Annotated in this window: 18 protein-coding genes and 1 other annotated feature; of the genes, 4 read left to right on the forward strand and 14 right to left on the reverse strand. The window is 43.9% G+C overall.

The window, feature by feature from the left end; genetic code table 11:
• Positions 1-141: 141 nt before the first annotated feature.
• Entirely contained in the window at positions 142-1,749 is a 1,608-nt protein-coding gene (locus tag IGK85_RS13315; protein ID WP_008380521.1) for a CTP synthase, read from the reverse strand.
• Positions 1,750-2,497: 748 nt separating this feature from the next.
• On the opposite strand from IGK85_RS13315, the gene IGK85_RS13320 reads away from it, so the two are divergent.
• Positions 2,498-3,178 carry a hypothetical protein gene (locus IGK85_RS13320; protein WP_008380519.1) on the forward strand — a complete coding sequence of 227 codons (681 nt, stop codon included), beginning with the start codon at positions 2,498-2,500 and terminating at the stop codon, positions 3,176-3,178.
• Between the two features lie 55 nt (positions 3,179-3,233).
• Here the strand turns inward: IGK85_RS13320 and IGK85_RS13325 are convergent, their stop codons facing one another.
• The 8 genes from IGK85_RS13325 to IGK85_RS13360 all read right to left on the reverse strand — a co-directional run bounded on the left by IGK85_RS13325 (position 3,234) and on the right by IGK85_RS13360 (position 10,825).
• A complete protein-coding gene (locus IGK85_RS13325; RefSeq protein ID WP_016612795.1) occupies positions 3,234-3,941 on the reverse strand; it encodes a zinc metallopeptidase in 708 nt (235 codons plus the stop codon).
• A 94-nt stretch (positions 3,942-4,035) separates the two neighbouring features.
• Positions 4,036-4,368 carry a zinc ribbon domain-containing protein YjdM gene (locus IGK85_RS13330; protein ID WP_005233964.1) on the reverse strand — a complete coding sequence of 111 codons (333 nt, stop codon included), beginning with the start codon at positions 4,366-4,368 and terminating at the stop codon, positions 4,036-4,038.
• Positions 4,369-4,549: 181 nt separating this feature from the next.
• Complete coding sequence (locus IGK85_RS13335; RefSeq protein ID WP_005233963.1) at positions 4,550-5,209, reverse strand: methionine ABC transporter permease; 660 nt, start codon at positions 5,207-5,209, stop codon at positions 4,550-4,552.
• Positions 5,202-6,227, reverse strand: coding sequence for a methionine ABC transporter ATP-binding protein (locus tag IGK85_RS13340; RefSeq protein ID WP_016612797.1), 1,026 nt, complete (start codon positions 6,225-6,227; stop codon positions 5,202-5,204). Before IGK85_RS13340 ends, IGK85_RS13335 begins: the two co-directional genes overlap by 8 nt.
• Before the next feature lie 14 nt (positions 6,228-6,241).
• The gene (locus IGK85_RS13345; protein WP_008380511.1) at positions 6,242-7,099 is read right to left on the reverse strand and encodes a MetQ/NlpA family ABC transporter substrate-binding protein; all 858 of its coding nucleotides are present in this window, start codon (positions 7,097-7,099) and stop codon (positions 6,242-6,244) included.
• Positions 7,100-7,149: 50 nt separating this feature from the next.
• Positions 7,150-7,384 (reverse strand) — a binding site (T-box leader).
• Between the two features lie 93 nt (positions 7,385-7,477).
• On the reverse strand, positions 7,478-8,311 hold the full coding sequence (dapF, locus tag IGK85_RS13350; RefSeq protein ID WP_008380508.1) for a diaminopimelate epimerase: 834 nt from the start codon (positions 8,309-8,311) through the stop codon (positions 7,478-7,480).
• Between the two features lie 23 nt (positions 8,312-8,334).
• A complete protein-coding gene (gene lysA, locus IGK85_RS13355) occupies positions 8,335-9,651 on the reverse strand; it encodes a diaminopimelate decarboxylase (protein WP_008380507.1) in 1,317 nt (438 codons plus the stop codon).
• A gap of 4 nt (positions 9,652-9,655) precedes the next feature.
• The gene (locus tag IGK85_RS13360; protein WP_008380505.1) at positions 9,656-10,825 is read right to left on the reverse strand and encodes a M20 metallopeptidase family protein; all 1,170 of its coding nucleotides are present in this window, start codon (positions 10,823-10,825) and stop codon (positions 9,656-9,658) included.
• 222 nt (positions 10,826-11,047) lie between these two features.
• Here IGK85_RS13360 and dapA point away from each other — a divergent pair, with 222 nt between their 5' ends.
• From dapA to dapD, 3 genes are read left to right on the forward strand one after another with little or no spacing between them, the layout of a single operon-like run.
• Positions 11,048-11,929, forward strand: coding sequence for a 4-hydroxy-tetrahydrodipicolinate synthase (gene dapA, locus IGK85_RS13365; protein WP_008380503.1), 882 nt, complete (start codon positions 11,048-11,050; stop codon positions 11,927-11,929).
• 13 nt (positions 11,930-11,942) lie between these two features.
• The gene (gene dapB, locus IGK85_RS13370; RefSeq protein ID WP_005233953.1) at positions 11,943-12,698 is read left to right on the forward strand and encodes a 4-hydroxy-tetrahydrodipicolinate reductase; all 756 of its coding nucleotides are present in this window, start codon (positions 11,943-11,945) and stop codon (positions 12,696-12,698) included.
• Between the two features lie 12 nt (positions 12,699-12,710).
• Positions 12,711-13,424, forward strand: coding sequence for a 2,3,4,5-tetrahydropyridine-2,6-dicarboxylate N-acetyltransferase (gene dapD, locus IGK85_RS13375; RefSeq protein ID WP_005233952.1), 714 nt, complete (start codon positions 12,711-12,713; stop codon positions 13,422-13,424).
• A 144-nt stretch (positions 13,425-13,568) separates the two neighbouring features.
• Here the strand turns inward: dapD and IGK85_RS13380 are convergent, their stop codons facing one another.
• The 5 genes from IGK85_RS13380 to IGK85_RS13400 all read right to left on the reverse strand — a co-directional run bounded on the left by IGK85_RS13380 (position 13,569) and on the right by IGK85_RS13400 (position 20,192).
• Complete coding sequence (locus IGK85_RS13380; RefSeq protein WP_008380500.1) at positions 13,569-14,522, reverse strand: DHH family phosphoesterase; 954 nt, start codon at positions 14,520-14,522, stop codon at positions 13,569-13,571.
• A 54-nt stretch (positions 14,523-14,576) separates the two neighbouring features.
• Entirely contained in the window at positions 14,577-15,908 is a 1,332-nt protein-coding gene (locus IGK85_RS13385) for a DRTGG domain-containing protein (RefSeq protein ID WP_005233948.1), read from the reverse strand.
• Positions 15,909-15,945: 37 nt separating this feature from the next.
• A complete protein-coding gene (locus IGK85_RS13390; RefSeq protein WP_005233945.1) occupies positions 15,946-16,629 on the reverse strand; it encodes a metal-dependent hydrolase in 684 nt (227 codons plus the stop codon).
• Between the two features lie 198 nt (positions 16,630-16,827).
• Positions 16,828-18,267: an MFS transporter gene (locus IGK85_RS13395; RefSeq protein ID WP_008380496.1), complete on the reverse strand. Its 1,440-nt coding sequence runs from the start codon at positions 18,265-18,267 to the stop codon at positions 16,828-16,830.
• A gap of 242 nt (positions 18,268-18,509) precedes the next feature.
• Positions 18,510-20,192, reverse strand: coding sequence for a ribonuclease J (locus tag IGK85_RS13400; RefSeq protein ID WP_005228243.1), 1,683 nt, complete (start codon positions 20,190-20,192; stop codon positions 18,510-18,512).
• Positions 20,193-20,495 lie beyond the last annotated feature (303 nt).

A 20,495-nucleotide genomic window follows, 5' to 3' on the forward strand; every position in this document is an offset into this window, starting at 1 on the left:
TGCAGAAACAGATACCTTCTACCAATGCTCAAACAAGTTTCAACCTTTTACGGATTACTGGGATGGCGTAACTCAAAAAAACTCCCCATCTTGAGATGAGGAGTTTCGCACATTCATTCCTTGGTTTGCCGCTAGCGATTATTATGCTTGGCGGTTGTCTAATGAAGCTCCAACAAATGCTTTGATCAAGCGTTGTGGGCGAGTTGGACGAGAAATCAATTCTGGGTGGAATTGGCAACCCACGAAGAATTTGTTTTCTGGGATCTCAACGATCTCAACCAAACGATTGTCTGGTGACACACCTGAGAAAACCATCCCGTTTGCTTCAAAGATTTCACGGTATTTGTTGTTGAATTCATAACGGTGACGGTGACGTTCCTGAACAACTTCTTCTCCGTCATAAGCTGCAGCTGTTTTGGTGCCTTTCTTCACTTTACATGGGTACAAGCCTAAGCGCAATGTCCCACCTAAGTTTTCGATGTTTTCTTGGTCAGCCATCAAATCAATGATGTTGTTGGCTGTTTCAGGATCTGTTTCTGCGGAATTGGCATTTTCCAAGCCAACGACATTGCGGGCATATTCCACACAAGCCATTTGCATCCCTAGACAAATCCCTAAGAATGGCACATCGTTTTCCCGAGCATATCGGATCGCTTCGATTTTTCCTTCAATCCCGCGATCACCGAATCCACCAGGAACAAGAATACCGTCTACTTCACCTAAGTAAGAATCCACGTTTTCTCGTGTGATTTCTTGGGCTTTGATCCAATCGATCTCGATGTCTGCATCAAAGGCAAAACCAGAATGTTTCAAGGCTTCGACAACTGATAGATAAGCATCTGGCAATTCCACGTATTTTCCGACTAATGCGATGCGTACTTTTTTCTTCAAATTCAGTACCTTTTCTTCCAATGCTTGCCATTCAGTCATGTCAGCAACTGGTGCAGTCAGTTTCAAATGATCACACACGATTTGATCCATGCCTTGCGCTTGCAGTGCCAATGGGATCGAATACAGGGTCTCGACGTCACGAGATTCGATCACGGCTTCTGGTGCCACGTCACAGAATTGTGCCAATTTGTTTTTTGTTGATTGTCCTACAGGTTGTTCTGTCCGAACGACCAAGATATTTGGTTGAATCCCTAAGCCGCGCAGTTCCTTCACACTATGTTGTGTCGGCTTTGTTTTCATTTCGCCTGCTGCTTTCAAATAAGGAATCAGCGTCGTATGGATGTACATCACGTTGTCCGCACCTACGTCTGCCTTCATTTGACGCAAAGCTTCTAGAAACGGCAATGATTCAATATCCCCTACTGTTCCGCCGACTTCTGTGATGATCACATCTGAATCAGTCATTTTGGCTGCCCGCATGATTTTTTCTTTGATCTCGTTGGTGATGTGCGGGATCACTTGAACAGTCGCGCCTAAGTATTCTCCTTTACGCTCTTTCCGCAAAACTTCTGAATAGATTTTTCCAGTTGTTACATTTGAGTATTTGTTCAAATTGATATCGATAAAGCGTTCATAGTGACCTAAGTCTAAGTCGGTCTCTGCTCCATCATCGGTTACGAATACTTCACCATGTTGATATGGGCTCATCGTTCCTGGATCGACGTTGATGTACGGATCGAATTTTTGAATGGTTACTTTCAAGCCGCGATTTTTCAACAAACGTCCTAATGATGCTGCTACGATCCCTTTACCAATAGAAGAAACCACACCGCCGGTTACAAAAATATATTTTGTCATAAACTGAAAAACTCCTTTAATCTATTTTACAGGAAAAGCATTTAGAAAATAATAAAAGCTCCCTATCCATAAATGAATAGGGAGCGAAAATTCTAAATCACTTTCTGACTCTTGTAAAGAGTGCCCAAACAGAATGATACATTCTCACCTCACAAATGTCAAGAAAACTTTATCTGATTTTTTCAGAAAAAACGGAGGTTTCCAAACGAAGCGCTTTACGCTTCGATGCAGCTGATTCCTCCTTTTTCACGCTGGCATTCTAAGGTTACTCTTTCTTAAACAACCTTCATGTTTTCTGCACAACTTTTTGCAATTTTTTCATTGCTTCTTACGAAATCGTTGAACTCTCTTTGGCATAATACAAAGTGTAGATGAAGTCTGGCGCTTTACTCGTTTTGGTAAAAATGATCGGAACGTATTTCTGGTTATTTTTGGCAAAGACGAGGTGCAGGTTCGATTCCTGCCTTCTACGCTAAGATAATTTTTCTTTTGCAGGATAGAGCTAACTATTCTGCTATTTTTGTCTGCCAAGTAATGTGCTCTGAATGATTATTCCCCAATAAGGAGTGCCCTCAATAAATATCAAAATTTGATTGCGCTTTTTGGTTATCTTTGAGATTATAGATATATATTTAAATTATTTTTTTATGACACCTTCCGGTAATCATTTTCCGATAAGGAAACAATCAGATTCTATTGTCTCCCAAAAGAGATTCTATAGAAGCCACAATTTTGGAGGAAGAAGACAATGACTGCTAAAAACCAAAAAGCACCAGATACTGTCAAGACACTAATCCGGTCTCGAAATCCTTTACAGATTTTTTTCGCATTCTTGCTCGTGATAGGGCTACCTACCATGCTTTATTGTTATTACTATAATTACAGTCCTTTCCCTAGTAAAAAAGTAGCTGGCGTCCCCAATAATCACCTTGTTCAGCTAGAGAACCCTATGGACCTTTCTAGTTTATTGTTGGATTTTGGCTCACAACTGAAATTTAACACAGTGGCTGAGTCCATGACGGTTTACTTTGATTATTATCAAAAAGGGGAGATAAAAGAACACAAAATAGTCGCTTCCCTGATAACAGAGCCAAGAAGTGACTATAATGGCTATTTGAACATAGGAATTACTAAGAGCGATTCTCTCCTCTTCGTTGATTTATTTTCAAATGGTTCCTCATCAAATACAATGACCGACTTATCTAAATTCCACTATACGTCCCTTGGAGAAGATAGTTTATCTCCCACTGGAGCTAGCACTAGTATTCCCAATAACGAGCTTAACATTGAGAAAAAACAAGAAATTCCATTGCTTTATATTGCCAAGGGCGGTGACGTCAAACTATATGCTGAAATGGAAAACAATCTATCTGAAGAAAATTTAAAAAGCGTTGAAAATGTCTATTACGTTTACTTAATAGTAGAATAACGAAAAAAGACCAGTTCAGGATGCTGAGCTGGTCTTTTTTCTGTCACACTGTCGATTAATTCCGACGGTTGTTATTACCAAATAAAATAATCAAACGTAAGAGTTGCAATAAGGTTGCTACGGCAGCTGCGACATAGGTCAACGCTGCGGCAAAGAGCACTCTTCTCGCTTGTGGTACTTCCTCTTCTGTTAACAAGCCACCATCTGCCAAAATACGGATCGCCCGTTTTGAGGCATCGAACTCGACTGGCAAGGTCACTAATTGGAAAATAAACGCCAATGAGAAAGCCAACAAACCTAAGTTGATCAGAAACGAGCCTCGTAATAGTACCCCGATCAAAATCAACGGGATCGAGATGCTGGTTCCGATATTGGCGATCGGTACGATCGCATGACGCAAGCGCAAAGGAAAATAGCCTTTGGCATCTTGGACTGCGTGACCACACTCATGGGCCGCAACACCGATTGCTGCTACCGAAGTTGATTGTGCGGTGGATTGCGATAAACTCAACATTTTGTTGCCAGAATTGTAATTATCCGTCAAATCACCAGCGATCGCTTGCACACCAACATTATTGATTCCTTGGCTCTGCAAGATGTACTGCGCCGCTTTTGTGCCGGTAATATTATTTTTACTTCTGACTTTGTCATATTTGTTAAAGGTACTTTTGACATACGCTGACGCTGCTAGCGAAATCACCATACCGATAATTACGAGAATGAAAGTCGGGTCATAAAAAAAGCCGAACCCGTATCCGCCCATACCATACACGATAAAATTCCCCCTTTTAATCTTTGACCTTATTTTACCATTAAAGTGGTGAAAAAATTATGAAGATGACTGGAAGATTTTGTTTTTAACCTTTTTTTACAAATTCTGATTTTAGTTTCATTGGGCCGAAGCCATCGATCTTGCAATCAATGTTATGGTCGCCTTCGACTAATTTGATGTTTTTCACTTTCGTTCCTTGTTTGATGGCGCCAGATGCGCCTTTGACTTTCAAGTCTTTGATGACCGTTACTGTATCACCATCTACTAAAATATTGCCATTGGCATCTTTGTATACGGGTGCTTCTTCCGCCGCTTGTTGCTCTTGCCATTCGTTTCCGCATTCAGGACAAACAAACAGCCCGCGATCTTCATAAGCGTATTCAGATTGGCAATTTGGACAATTAGGAATTTGAGTCATAGTGTTGCTCCTTTAAAATATAATTTTCGCTGTAAAAAACAACTCACCATCAGCATACCGAAAAACCACTAGTGGCGCAACCAAAAATCAGTGACCGATAAGCAAAAAAATCGCTTCTGTAGAGTAATAACAGAAGCGATAATTCAAGTGTATCCGAAAAGGAACTACACAGAATTCATTTTTATTTCGAGAAATAATTTGCACAAGCATCGCCGATCCATTGGATGAGTTGTACCAAAAGGATCAACAAGAGAATCACCACAATCAAAATCGCCGTTTCATAGCGATAATAACCATACTGAATCGCTAAATCGCCAATGCCGCCTGCGCCAATCGTTCCCACCATCGCCGAGTAGCCTAAAAGACTGATCAAAGTTAACACAAATCCGCGAATCAAAGCTGGCAGACTTTCTGGTAAAATCACTTCGCGAATAACTTGCCCCGTCGATGCTCCGGAAGCGACACTAGCTTCAAGGACGCCATAGTCGATTTCGGCAAATGCGGATTCAGCGATTCGGGCGTAAAAAGGAATCGCGGCAATCGATAAAGCAATCGCTCCGCCCGCCGGGGTATAAGGATCACCGATCAGCACCGCTGATAACGGAATCAACGTAATCAATAAGATCAAAAATGGTAGCGAACGGATTGCATTGACGACAAAATCGGCCAGATGATGCAAGAAAACATTTTTATGAAAAAGGTTACTGCCGACTAAAAACAGGACTAATCCAATCAATAAGCCGAAAACTACTCCTATAATTGCTGAAGTTCCCACCATGAAGAATGTTTCCCATAGTGCTTGGGGCAGGTTTGTTTTTAAAATCTCAAGCGTATCAGCCATTTTCTTCACCTATCTTTCTTAAAGAAAAGACGTTCGCAGCCAAGTGTGCTCGGGCTTTTGCTGCTTCTTCGGCGGGTCCGGTCAAATAGATATATAAAATACCGATCACATCTTTTTTGATATACTCAATTTTTCCGTGGATAATATTGACCGACACATCGTAGGCTTTAGCTACAGTCGAAATCAGCGGTTCTAACGTATACTCACCTTGATAGCGCAATTCCAGCAAGTCGCCTTCAGTGAAGGATGCTAGAATCTCCTCGGGAAGCGTCAGATCCAAGTAGCGACCTACCAGTTTTTTTGTAATAGGCTGTTTAGGCTGACTGAACAAGCCGTAGGTCGTTTGTTCTTCAACGATGCGACCCTTTTCCATCACTGCTACCCGATCAAAAAACTTGCGAGCAACATCCAATTCATGGGTGATAAAGACGATGGTGATGCCTGTCTGTTCCTTGATTCGGATCAATAATTTCAAAATTTCTTCAGTCGTTTCAACATCTAACGCACTGGTAGCTTCGTCACACAACAAAATCTCAGGTTCGTTGGCAATCGCTCGTGCAATGCCGATCCGTTGCTTTTCTCCCCCAGACAAATTATTCGGATACTCGTGAATTTTGTGAGGCAGATCCACCATTTCCAACAGTTCCTTGATCCTCGCTTCTTGCTGATCTTTCGGATAATGCCCAGCGCGCAAAGCAAAGGCTAAATTTTCCTTGATGGTTCGATTATGGATCAGATTGAAATGCTGAAAGATCATCCCGATTTTTTGTCGTACTTCACGCAAGTGTTTGCCTTTGGCTTGCGTGATGTCTTGACCATCAATCAGAATTTGACCGCTAGAGGGCACCTGCAGTAGATTCAACGTACGAACCAAGGTACTTTTCCCAGCCCCGCTCAATCCGACGATCCCGTATACTTCTCCAGCTTGAACGGAAAAATCAACGGAATCCACTGCTTTTTTGATTTGTTTTTTATGAGTGAATGTCACTGATACTTGTTTTACTTCTATTTTTGCCATAAGATATGCCCTTCTTACTCAGTCCAAAATTTCGGTTGATCAAAGTTGCTGAACGGTGATTCGGCAATCGCTTCTTTAAATGCATCACTTTCTAATACTTCCGTAACTGCCTTAGCAAAATCACTGTCTTCTTCTTCGGAGGACACCACAAAGACATTTTTATATTCTTCTTTCAACGACTCCAACGCCAAAGCATCTGCAGGATCAAGAGAAGCCGCCCAAGCGAAGTTTCCTGGTACTAAAGCTAAATCGACTGTATCTAACGAACGAGCCAATTGAGCTGCGTCTAATTCTTTAAATGTCAGATTCTTCGGATTTCCTTCGATGTCATTCACTGTTGCTTTCGTTTCGTCGATATTGTCTGCGATGGTGATCAACTCATTGGCAGCTAACAGTTGCAAGGTCCGAGCTAAATTTGAGGCATCATTGGCAATCGAAACAGTCGCCCCGTCTGCTAACTCATCCAAGCTGGACAGTTGCTTCGAATAGATGCCCATTCCCAGTGTGGGCACTTTTTGTAATGCCGTAAGGGATAACTGGTTATCTGCCGAAAATTTTTCTAGATAGGCCGTATGTTGAAACAAATTGGCATCGATTTGGTCATTCGCCAAGGCATTGTTCGGCTGAATATAATCATTAAACACTTTAGTCGTAAGTTGATACCCTTTTTCTTCCAGTAATGGAGAAATCACCTCTGTCACCATGTCCCCGTATGGTCCCGGCGCCACTCCAACGACTTTTTCTTCCACTGCGTTTACACTGTTTTCACCAGACTGTGTATCCCCTGTGCTGCTAGTATTGCCACAAGCTGCCAATGTAATTAAAAAAGCAGCAGCAACTAATCCAACGACTCCCTTTTTCAACTGTTTCATTTTTTTGTACCCCCTTTTTATAATAAAAAAACGTCCTTTCTCCATCATAGAGAAAGGACGAAACAACCTTGTTCGTGGTACCACCTTTGATTCATTGGCACAATCAGCCAACCTTATCAGTTTATCAACTGCTTTGCTATAACGGGCAATCCCGCTGCACGCTTGCTTTTGCTCACGTCCAAACGCTCCAAGGCCATCTTCAGTCAAACGGCTGTGCTCTTTCTCACCAATCCGAGCTCTCTGATCCAATCGAAACTGACTTACTCTTCTTATCATCGCGTGTTTTTTAATTTGTGTTTAACTATACGATAGCCTCAAATGAATGTCAATTCTTTTTTTCACGAAAAAACCATCTTTTTACAATGATTTTCACAGCGTTTACACAGTCAAATTCTCATCTAAAATCAAGCCTTCAGATACCATAACCGCATCACCGATCAATTCTAATGCGCCCTGATCAACATCAACTTCTACCGTTAACTCGCCACCTAACACGTGCAGCAAGACATTCGCTGCCGCTTGCTGGTGACGTTTGGTCACGACATACGCAGTGGCACCAGAACCTGTGCCGCACGCATAGGTAAAACCTTCCACCCCTCGTTCATACGTGCGAACGATCAGCTCACCCTTGTCATCTTCTTCATAGAAATTGACATTCGCCCCTTTGGGGAAAACCTCCCAATAGCGTATCTCTTTGGCAAGTTCAGCCAGCTGTTCCAACTCAGTTTCTGCCAGACCAGGATAGTGAACCACCGCATGAGGGATTCCTGGATCACCCAATTCCACATAGTCCACGAAAGAAACCATTGGATTCGGGTACGCTTGATCAAATGTAGTCACGGTCGGTGGATTCAAGGTTACTTTGTAGTGTTTTGCCGACAAGCGCCATGCGGGGACATCGCCAGCAACTGTTTCGATGGTCATCTGCTCGCCAGCAATTCCCTTCTCAAAGGCATAACGGGCAATACAGCGAGCGCCGTTGCCGCACATTTCTGCTTCGGTCCCATCAGCATTGTAAAACCGCATCCGAAAATCAGCGGTTCCTGTGGGAAAATCCACTGCCATGACTGCATCCGCGCCGACAGAAAATTTCCGATGGCAAACTTGAGCAGCAAATTGCGACAGTTGTTCATGGGAGAATTTCAATGTGCGGTTATCGATTACGATAAAATCATTCCCCGCACCTTGCATTTTTGTATAAGGAATCGTCATGTTGTCACCTGCTTTTCAAAATTTTACTTGCTGGAAGCTTCTTCTTTTAGAAACGAAGGAACCACTTCATTTTGCAGCATTTGCTCGTAGGACTGGCGTTTAACGGCTAATTCCGCTTGGCCATTTTCCACAAAGACGACTGCGGGTATCTGTAAATTATTGTAGCTGCTGGCCATCGAATAGCCGTAAGCTCCTGTTGCGAACGTAGCAAACAGATCCCCAGTTTCAACGGGCGGTAATGCAAGATCTTTTACTAAGATGTCTGTGCTCTCACAAGCTTTACCAGAAATGGTGATCTTCTGTGTCGCTGCTTCGGAAGCGCGGTTGGCTAAGATCCCAGTGTAAGTTGCCTGATAAAGACCAGGACGAATATTGTCTGTCATGCCACCGTCAATGCTGGCGTATGTTCTGATTCCCGGCAATGTCTTGATACTGCCGATGGTGTGCAAACTGATACCTGCTTCTGCGACGATACTGCGACCGGGTTCAATAACGATGGTCGGACGTTCGCTCTGGTGCTGCGCATAAAAGGCGTCGATTTTTTCCATCACAGGATCTAAAAAATAGCTGTAGGGTTGGCGAATATCTGCATCTGTGTATCGAACGCCAAAGCCGCCGCCAACATTTAGTTCTTTGATCCAATAATCAAAACGTTCATGAATGGTTTGGACAAGGGCCAAAGCCGCATCAACTGCCGCTAGATGTGAGCGATTGTCCGACAATTGACTGCCGACATGAAAATGCAGGCCATAGAAATCCAATTCAGGTGCTTGAATCACTTCTTCCACTAACGGAAATAAGATTTCTTCATCTAAAGGAATCCCGAATTTTGAATCTTTTTGTCCGGTCGAGATAAATTGATGGGTGCTGACCGAAACCTCGGGTGTGATGCGCAACAAGATTTTAGCAACGACTTGCTTTTCTTGACATAACGCGCGGATCAAGCCGACTTCTTGAATGCCATCAACGATGATCCGTCCCACGCCATAATCAAGGGCGTCTGCTAATTCTTCAATGGATTTGTTATTGCCGTTAAACTCGATGTGTTCTGCTGGAAAATCAGCTTGGATCGCTGTATACAGCTCCCCACCGCTAACCACGTCTAATGAAAGTCCTTCTGACTTGATCACTTGCAGCATCGCTGTAGTACAGAAAGCTTTAGCGGCATAGGCTGCTCGTGTCTTGCTGTAGCGCGTCAAAAACTGCGCCTGAATCTTTTGGCATTCTTCGCGAATCTCCGAAACGGAATACACGTAAAGGGGGGTTCCAAAGGTTTTTGCCAGCTCAACGGTATCGCAACCGTCAATGTATAAGTGATTGTTCTTGATTTCTTTTGCCATCGCTTTACTCCTTGTCTGTCGGCTCGTTCAACGCCTCGATCAAACGAACGTAGCATTCGATGCCTTGCAATAGATTTTTTTCGTCAAAATTCATTTTGCTGCTGTGTAAAGGGTGGACATAACCTTTTTCTTCATTTCGGGTACCGACAAAGAAAAAGACGCCGGGGATTTCCTTTTGGTACATCGAAAAATCCTCTGCCAACATATATGGCGGTGTTTCTCGGTAGCTCTCCCCGACCACTTTTTCCAATACTTCCACCATCTCAGGATCATTGTCCACGACACGATAAAGATGTTCGAATTCAACATCCGCCGTGCAATCATATCCTTTGGCGATTTCTTGTGCGACAGTGGTGATTCTGCGCGTCATCGTTTCATAGACTTCATCTTCAAACGCCCGCATCGTTCCTTTTAAAACGACCTTGCCGGGAATGATATTTTCCGCATCTCCCCCATGGATCTTCCCAAAAGTGATGACCCCAGCAGAAAGCGGGCTGATATTGCGTGAAATGATCGAATGCAATCCTTGAATGATCGCAGCCGCAGCTAAAATGGCATCATGCCCTTGATGAGGCTGGGCACCATGGGCACTCGTGCCGTTGATCGTTAGATTGATCTCGCCGTTACGGGCCATCATCGGACCTTTCCGACTCGCAATGACTCCTTCGGGAAAATCTGGGAAGACATGCAGCCCCACGATTTTTTCCACGCCAAAATCTCGTAAGATGCCTTCATCGATCATCAATTGAGCACCACCGGGGCTTTCCTCGGCTGGTTGGAAAATCAAAACGATCGTTCCACGAATCACTTCAGGATGCGTCGCTAAGTATTTGGCAAACCCTAGCATCGTTGCCATATGGCCATCATGCCCGCAGGCGTGCATTTTTCCTTCATGTTTGGAAGCAAAAGAAACACCGGTCTCTTCTTTGATCGGTAGTGCATCAATATCCGTTCGAAAGGCCAGCGTCTTTCCTGGGCGCTCACTGCGAAAGACAGCAATCAAGCCGGTTTCAATCACTGGATAGATTTCTTTGATCCCAAAGGATTGCAACTGACGCAGCAAGTATTCCTTTGTTTTGAACTCAGTTAACCCTAATTCAGGGATTGTATGTAATTCACGACGAAAACGAACCACGTCTTCGGTTAATTCTGTGACTGTTTGCGATACTTGCATGTTAAAACACCTTTCTATACATTCCTTTTAAAAATATCCATAAAAACCAGCGAATATTCAGTTTTTCATTGATATTGTTTAATATTATAGTATATAATTCGAATAATCTATAGTATAAATTGTCGAAATGTTTCGATTTTTATTGAAAATTTTACCCCTCGTTTTGGTACACTTATACGTAGAGTAACGAAAAATAAATTGGTTGAAAGGATGTGTCGTAGTTTGACAATATTCAAAGGTTCTGGCGTTGCGTTGATCACCCCTATGCTTCAAGATGGTTCGGTGGATTTCGATAAGCTGAAGGAGTTAGCGGAGTGGCATGTGCAGCAAGGAACGAATGCAATCATTGCATGCGGTACGACCGGTGAAGCATCCACGTTAGACGATGAAGAACATATCGCGGTGATCGAAGCGGTGGTAAAACAAGTTGCTGGTCGAATCCCCGTTATCGGAGGAACAGGCTCCAACAATACCCAACATGGGATCCATCTTTCAAAAGAAGCACAGCGCGTTGGTGCTGACGCATTATTGGTTGTAACACCTTACTACAACAAAGCGACCAAGAAAAGTTTAGTCGCTCACTATGAAGCAATCTGTCAAAGCGTTGAGCTGCCAGTGATCTTATACTCCGTAAGCTCAAGAACCGGCTTAAATTTAACACCTGAAGCCGTGGCAGAACTAAAAAAAATCCCTAATATCAAAGGCATCAAAGAGGCCAGCGGTGATATTTCGCAAATCGCAGAAATCGCTCGTCTTGCGGATGATGACTTTGCGATCTATTCAGGAAATGACGATCAAGTAACCCCAATTTTAGCTTTAGGTGGCTCTGGCGTGATTTCAACGATCGGCAATATCGCTCCGAAACAAACGGCACAACTCGTTGCTGATTTCTTAAATGGTGATGTAAAAGCAGCCATCAAAGAGCAGTTGCGACAAAAACCGTTGATCGATGCGATTTTCAGTGAAGTAAATCCTGTGCCGATCAAAGCAGCGGTCTCCTTACTGGGCAAATGCGAATTGCATTATCGTTTGCCTTTGGGTGTCCCGGAAGATGCGACCCTCGTTCATTTAGAAGAAGAAATGACCAATTACGGATTGCTGTAAGGAGGAGTTTTTGGTGAAACAAATTTTATTAAGCGGTGCAAACGGTCGCATGGGCAAAGTGTTGCAAAGCCTGATCGCAAAGCACCCTCAGTTAGAAGTGGCCGCCGGCTTAGATCGTACCGAGCAATTAGATGGTCCTTTTCCAATCTATGATCGTCCAGAAAAAATCACGCAACCGATCGATTTGGTGATTGATTTTTCTCATTATAGCAATGTGCCTGCCTTGTTGAACTATTGTGTCGAACAGCAGCTGCCAATCGTGGTTGCTACAACTGGTTTGACGGAAGACACGCAGATGATGCTGCCGTTGGCTGCTAAAGTGATTCCGGTTTTCTATTCTGCCAATATGTCGTTGGGGATCAATGTACTGATCAAAGCACTACAAAGTATCACCCCCGCATTAGAAGCTGACTTTGACATTGAGATCATCGAAAAGCATCATAATCAAAAACTTGATGCACCAAGCGGTACAGCTTTGCTGTTGGCAGACAGTATCAATGACAGCTGCGAAACAAAAAAAGAGTATCTCTACGGGCGTGAAGGCAGTGATCTAGTAAATGACCGCAAGCAGATGGGCATCCATGCCGTTCGCGGCGGAACGATCCCTGGGGAACACATTGTCATCTATGCTGGGCAGGATGAAATCATTGAATTAAAACACACTGCGCTCTCCCGCGAAATCTTCGCCAATGGTGCGCTAAAAGCAGCGGAATTTTTAGCCGATCAACCAGCCGGTTTTTATTCCATGCAAAATCTAATCGACAAGTAAAGGTGGTCTCTCATGACAGAATTACAATTTTCCGATCCTTATCAATTAGCAAAATATATCAAAGAAGCAAATAAACAAACACCTGTAAAAGTCTATATCAATGGAGATCTTGGCGACGTCCAAGCAGATGGCATCCAATTGTTTGGTAACGGCACCTTCTATTTCGTGGTTGGTGACAGTCAAAAAGTAGCTGAGTTTTTAACCGCGCACCAAGACAAAATCACCGATCACTATCTGGAAAATGATCGCCGCAACTCAGCGATTCCTTTGTTGGACTTGACGAAAGTCGATGCCCGTATCGAACCAGGTGCCTTTATCCGTGACCAAGCCATCATTGAAAAAAATGCCGTTATCATGATGGGGGCAGTGATCAACATTGGTGCTGTGGTTGGTGAAGAAACCATGATCGATATGGGTGCGATTTTAGGTGCCCGGGCAACCGTTGGGAAAAAAGCCCATATTGGCGCTGGTGCTGTCTTGGCTGGCGTTCTTGAGCCACCTTCAGCAAGCCCAGTCATCATTGAAGACAATGTTTTGATCGGCGCAAATGCCGTCGTCCTTGAAGGCGTCCGTGTCGGCGAAGGTGCAGTCGTTGCTGCCGGTTCTGTGGTGACGGAAGATGTCCCTGCTGGAGCAGTCGTTGCTGGCTCACCAGCTAAAGTCATCAAAATGAAAGACGAGAAAACGAAAAGCAAAACCGAATTTTTAGACGATCTACGGGGGTAAACTTCTTATTTTCTCGTAAATACGCAACAAAAAAACGCAGTACCGGTTCAGTGATGAGCCTGCGCTGCGTTTTGTCAAAAAAAGGGCGTGCCGAAAGCTTTTGGCACGCCCTTTTTCTATTGGCAAATGTGCTTGTAAAAGTGTTTATTCTGCTTGAAATTCTTTGATCGCTGCTTGGATCTCTTGATAGATCACTGCAACTTCTTCAAGGTCTTTTGCATTTGCTCCACTGGCAAGCGGATGTCCACCACCATGATGGCGTTTGGCGATCTCATTGATCACTGGACCTTTCGAACGCATCCGCACACGGTAATAGCCTTCTGGTTGTTCGACAAAGATCGCCCAAGCCATCACTTCGTCGATTTTCCCTGGTAAGGAAACGACTGCTGAGGTTTCCGAATCTACTACGCCAAAACGCTGCTGCAATTCTTGCGATAGGATCACTTTACCAGCACCAATCTCATCAATCTCGATGTTTTCGTAGACATACCCTGAAAGGCGAGCAACACTGCGAGAGACTTGATCCAATTGACGATTGATCTTCGGAGCATCAAAGCCGTAATCCAATAGTTCAGCCGCTAAGCGCAGGGTTGTCGCTGTCGTTGCCGGATATAAAAACCGTCCAGTATCACCAACAATGCCCGCATATAACAGACGAGCCGCTTCTTGCGTCATCGTCAGCTCGTTTTGAAACATTTGCCAAAACGAAACGATCATCTCACTACAGCTGCTGGCTTTCGTATTGACCCAAACCAGTTCTCCGTAAGGTTCATCATTAGGGTGATGATCGATTTTGATCAATTTCGCCCCTTGATCATAGCGTTGGTCACTGATCCGTGGTGCATTGGCCGTATCTGTAACGATCACCAGCGCCCCTTTATACAAATCATCAGGGATCGTCTGCATCAGCGCCAAGTAATCCAATCCTTCAACGGGTCCGCCAACTTGATAGATTTCTTTTTTGGGAAAACTAGCTCGTAAAATTTCTGCCAACCCCACTTGTGATCCTAATGCATCTGGATCAGGGCGCTGGTGCCGATGGATAATGATCCGGTCGAATGCTTTGATTGTTGCAAGTATTTCTTCTTGTACCTTCATGAATGGTCTCAACTTTCTCTCTAAAATTTTTCCATAAGTGCCGTTTTCGATGATTTATGGGCGTTCCATTACTTGGCATACCACGATCGCTTTTGCCACTAAGGAATTTTCGATCGATACTTCGATATCGATTTTCGCCGAACGTCGCCCCAGTTCTAGAATCTTCGGTTGAATGATGATCTCGCTTTCTAATTGGATCAAACGGAAGTAATGCAGATTGACTTGCTCGATCCAGCTATTGCGTCGTTGATTCAACTGCATCGTACGTTTCGCCGTATTAGCGATTACTTCACTCAAGACACCAAAAGAGATCGTTCCGACTTCATTAACCATTTGGGGCGTCACCGCAAAGCTGAAATACGGCTGCGGCAATTTGTTCCCTTCAAAATCTTGTTCGATAACTTGCATCTGTCCCGAGATTTGGTCAGAAATCGTATCTGAAATTTGCGTTTGTCGTTGGACCATCTGCATCGCTTTCATAATGTCTTGGCGTGTGACAATCCCAATCAAAGAAAGGTCATCAGCTACGACGGGCATCACTTCTAAGCCATCCCAAATCATCTGATGGCTGGCAGAGGCCACACTCATCTCTTTTTTTACGACCCGTGGTTCCCGGGTCATGATTCGTTCGATGATCTGCGTATCAGGCTTTTCTAAGACATCTTTGGCTGTGATGATCCCAACGACCCGCATATTCTTGTTGACGACTGGATAGCGGGAGTGATTGGTAGACTCCGAGAGTAGTTTGTAATCCTTGACCGTATCAAAGGTGTGCAGATACTTGGTTTTTTCCAATGGCATATAAATGTCACTCACCAGCATAATGTCCTTTTTGATCAGCTGGTCGCTTAAGGCACGGTTGATCATCGTTGCCACGGTAAAGGTGTCATAGGTCGTTTGTAAAATCGGCAACTCCAATTCGTCTGCTAAACGACAGATTTCCTCTGTTGTTTCAAAGCCTCCCGTGATCAAGACGGCTGCGCCATCCTCCAGTGCCAACTTGTGGACTTCGTTGCGGTTTCCGACGATCACTAAGGAGCCAGGCGTGATGTAGCGTTCCATTGCTGATTCTTTCATGGCGCCGATAACAAATTTGTTCAAGTCTTTGTCCAAACCGGCAGCGCCGCCCAAAACATCACCTTCAATGATTTGGACGACTTCGCCGAAAGTTAGTTTTTCAATGTGTTTTTTTAGTTTTCGTTCGATACGGATGGTTCCGACACGCTGGATCGTTGAAACCAAGCCGATATTTTCCGCATCTTTGATTGCCCGATAGGCTGTTCCTTCACTGACATTCAAGTCTTTTGCGATTCCCCGCACCGAGATGCGATCGCCTACAGGCAGATTCTCGATATGCGCTAAAATCAAGTCGTGTTTTGTCGCCATAATTATCCCCTATTCCTACTACGAATCTTCCTGTTGCTTAAACTTCTAATGTCTCACCGACTGCAAGGATCTGGCCCACACCTGCCGGCAATAAATTCACGAAGGTTTGCGGATCTTGCTTGATCATTGGAAACGTATTGTAATGGATCGGTACTACTTTGCTCGCGTTTAAAAGGGCCGCTGCTGTTGCGGCATCTTGAACGCCCATCGTAAAATTATCCCCGATCGGTAAAAATGCCACATCGATGTCGAAACGTTCACCGATCATCGCCATATCGCTAAAGAGTGCAGTATCTCCAGCGTGGTAGATGGTTTTGCCTTCTGCTTCTAAAATGATTCCAACAGGATTGCCCATATAGATCATCGTTCCGTCTTCTTCAAGGCCAGAGCTGTGTTTCGCTTCCACCATTGAGATTTTGCCAAACGGAAACTCAAAAGAACCTCCCATATTCATGCCATGCGTCTCAGCAACGCCTTTGCGGGCTGCATAGCGGCAAATTTCAACGACACTGATCACTGGCGCTTCATTTCTTTTGGCGATCGGCACCATATCCCCAATATGATCACTATGACCATGCGTGATCAAAAGCCAATCGGTTTCCACTGTCTCTGCATCTAAATCAGTCAGAGCATTTCCAGTAATAAAAGGGTCAAACAACAATTTTTGGCCATCCGCTAATTGGATAGCAAGCACTGAGTGTCCGTGATACGTGAGTTTCATACAACATTCCCCTTTCCATCTAAGTAATACAGTCTAATATTTTTCATTATAACAGATAACGCCAGAAATCCAAAAGCACAAATTCTGGCAGCTTTATTACATCCGTCCTTTTTCTGGTTCTTGTCAAGAAAAATAAAGAAACTGTTCTACCCTTTCTGAATAAGGAATAGAACAGTTCGACCTGATGACTTCAAGCGATCATAGCGTTTTCTTACGTCCGCCTTGTTTATAGATGCGCCAGACTGTTAAGAATAACGCCGTGATGCAAAGAAGGAACGCCCCAAAGAAGGTGATTTTCATGCCATAGGCAAAAATATCTGCCCGACCTGCGATATAGGTCGTCACATGCTTTCCATACGCTTGACTCATTGCTGCATAGAGAATCGTCGTTGCTAAGGATATCCCTAACACCATGCCCAAATTGCGGGCAAAGGAATTTAGACTACCTGCCACCCCAAGATTTTCTTTGGTGACACTGCTCATTACCATCGTATTGTTTGGGGATTGGAACAACGAATTGCCAAGTCCCATGATGGCAGTGGCAACGATATAATACCAAATCGGCGTATCCTGATTCATAAACATATACATCAGCTGAGTGATCGACAGCAACGCTAAGCCAGCTAAGACCAAAATCTCCGGTCCTACACGGTCCGTCAAATACCCGCTAAGTGGTGAACCAATGACCATCATCAAAGGAAAGACCATCATCAGCATTCCTGCCACGCTCGGCGTTAAGCCTCGGGCACTTTGCAAGTAAAAGGGAATCACGACATTGACAAAAAAGTTTGCAGAAAAGATCAGCAACGCCGTGATCAGGCTCATGGTGAAAATTTTATTACGAAAGATCCCAAAGGTAATCAGCGGTTTGCTCAGACGCGCTTCTACTCGCAAAAAGACGATGAATGCCACTAAAGCGATCCCACCCAACAGCAGCGGCAGCCACGTTAGAAAGCCACGCTCTTGTCCAAGAAAAATGCCGCCGAAGAAGCTGATAATTGCAATTGAAAACAGCACAAACCCGGTTTTATCGATGGAATCGTGACTCATGGTAATATCTTTTGGTAACACCTTTTCTCCAGCAATCATCGTCAGAATACCGACAGGAACATTGATCCAAAAAATAAACGGCCAAGAAAAATGCGCCAAAATCACTCCGCCTAATCCAGGACCGGCGATGGAGCCTAACGAAACAAAGGCACCAATCATCCCTAAGGCGCGTCCTCGTTCACTCATAGGAAAAACTTCAGTAATGATTCCGGTATTCGTCGCCATCGTCATGCTAGCACCGATCGCTTGCACCACTCGGGCAAATAAAAGAAAAGCTAAGGAGTGATTAAACCCGCATAACAGCGAACCGATAATAAAAATTAGCATTCCCAAGCGGAAAACTTTGATTTTGCCCCAACTGTCCCCTACCTTACCGAATAATAAAAGGCAGGCACAAACGATCATCAAGTAAACGGACACGACCCATTCCGCTTGATTCATAGGGACACCCATATCTGCCGAGATCGTCGGCAATGCGATATTTACGATACTCCCATCCAGTGTTGACATAAAGGTAAACATCGAAACAGCAATGAGAATCCACCACTTTCTCTGTTGTACTACGGGGTTTTCTTGATAACTATTCACAAATCGACCATCCTCTCTTTGCTTATTTTGTTCCTCTAGTCTTAGGGGGACAACTTTGTATTATTGATCGAAATCCATTCGCCGTCAATCCTTATCTGCCATTCACGATCAAAATAAGGGGTATTTATTGAAAAAAAACGCCGCTTGTTTTCTTCACAAAAAAAGACAAAAGCTTCGGTGAAAAGAAATCGGCCGTCAAACGGCTATTCTTTCACCTGCTTTTGTCAGTAGGTCAAAACGAATTATTTACGGTTGCGATTTCTTTGGCTTGATTCCATGATGACCGGCAAGATGACTGGACGGCGTTTGGTTTGTTCAAACAAGAAACGACTCAAACGATCACGGATATCTTGTTTCAATTTGCTCCATTCAAACTCTTCATCATGAAGGTGTTTTTCTACGATTTCTTCCACGATCTCGCCACTTTCACGAATCAGGTCACGGCTGGCTTTCACGTAGACAAACCCGCGAGAAGTGATTTGAGGCGCAGAAATAATTTTCTTTTCACGACGATTGATCGTCACTACCGCAACGAAGATTCCGTCTTCAGATAAGACTTTGCGGTCTCGCAGGACGATATTCCCAATATCACCGACACCGATCCCATCAATCATGACGTTTTCAGCTGGGACCGCACCTGCGGCGATCATTTCGCCTTTTTTGTATTCTAAAACATCCCCACGCGCAGTAATGAAGATATTTTTCATCGGAATCCCGACTTCTTGCGCCAAGTCCACATGGGCGGCTAATTGGCGGTACTCGCCTTGAATAGGGATAAAGTACTTCGGTTTCATCATATTCAACATCAGCTGCAGATCATTCGGGTTGGCATGACCAGAAACACGGAAATTATCCGAGATCTGTTTCACGGTACCGCCAGCGCGATAGATGATATCTTCCGTTTTCGCAACCACCGTTTCCATTGCCGTTGTCGGCGTCGTTGTGATGTAAACAAGATCTCCTTCTTTGATGCGCAGCGTCCGGTGAGAGCCGTTGGCCATTTTTTGCAACGCTTTGATTGGTTCGCCCATACGACCTGTTTCTAAAATCAACAACTGTTCGTCTGAGTATTTTTTCATTTCTTTTTGGGTGATCAGCAAGTCTTCAGCTGGTAATTTTAATTTCCCTAACTTCATAGCCGTTTTAATGATCCGACCAAAATCTTGCCCGGTCAAAACGACTTTGCGATCAGAACGAAACGCCGCATCTAGTACTTGTTGCACCCGTTGCAAATTGCTAGCAACACTAGCGACGATGATCCGACCTTCCCAGTAACGGATATTGTCATAAACTTCATCTTGGATCGTCAATTCAGAAGCAATCGGCGTTGGATTTTCGGCATTTGAGGACGTACTTAGCAATGCTAAGACTCCTTCTTTTCCAATTTCCGCTAAGCGGCCAAAATCGGTTTGATACATAGGGATCGCTGTTTGGTCAAACTTGAAATCTCCTGTATAAACGATATTGCCAGCTTCTGTTTTTACGCTGATTCCAACAGAATCAGGGATAGAGTGGGTCGTACGGAAAAAGCTGATGGTCGCATGGCCAAAGTCGATCTCCGAATGTTCATCGATCACATGAAAATCTTTGAAGCGCTTGGTAGCTTCATTTTTATTCACGGTCAATTTTGCTAGTTCGATCGTTAACTCGGTCCCAAAGACCGGTACTTGGATATTCTCCAAGAAATAAGGCAATGCACCAATCGCATCTGCATGCCCGTGGGTCAAGAAGACACCAGCCACACGGTCGGCATTTTCTTCTAAATATGTGAAGTCTGGAATCACTGTATCGATCCCTAATAATTCATTTTCTGGATAACGGACACCGCAATCCAGCACAAATATATCCTCGCCAACTTCAGCAATGTACATGTTCTTTCCGTTTTCGCGTACACCGCCAAGAGGAATGATTTTTATCGTTTCCACTTTTATTCACCTCTTAATTTTTTTCTACAGTATTATTTCCCAAGCATAAGCCGTCCCTATTATTATACAACAAAAATAACAATATTACTTGCAATCAATCGTAAAATCTCGCAACATTAAGGTTTTTCGTTAGCGCAATGACACAAAATAGCGCAAACATTCGCAATAAAACGCAACTAAAGGGTAGTCAAAGGAATTCAAAAATGCGGGCATGCATACATAGATTTTTTTAATTTTTTACATAGTTAAATATTTTGTTCGCTTTACAAACAGAACAAACGTTCGTATAATTCCTCTGAGGAG

This window comes from Enterococcus sp. AZ015 (assembly GCF_050499225.1).
Classification (GTDB): Bacteria; Bacillota; Bacilli; order Lactobacillales; family Enterococcaceae; genus Enterococcus_D; species Enterococcus_D entomosocium.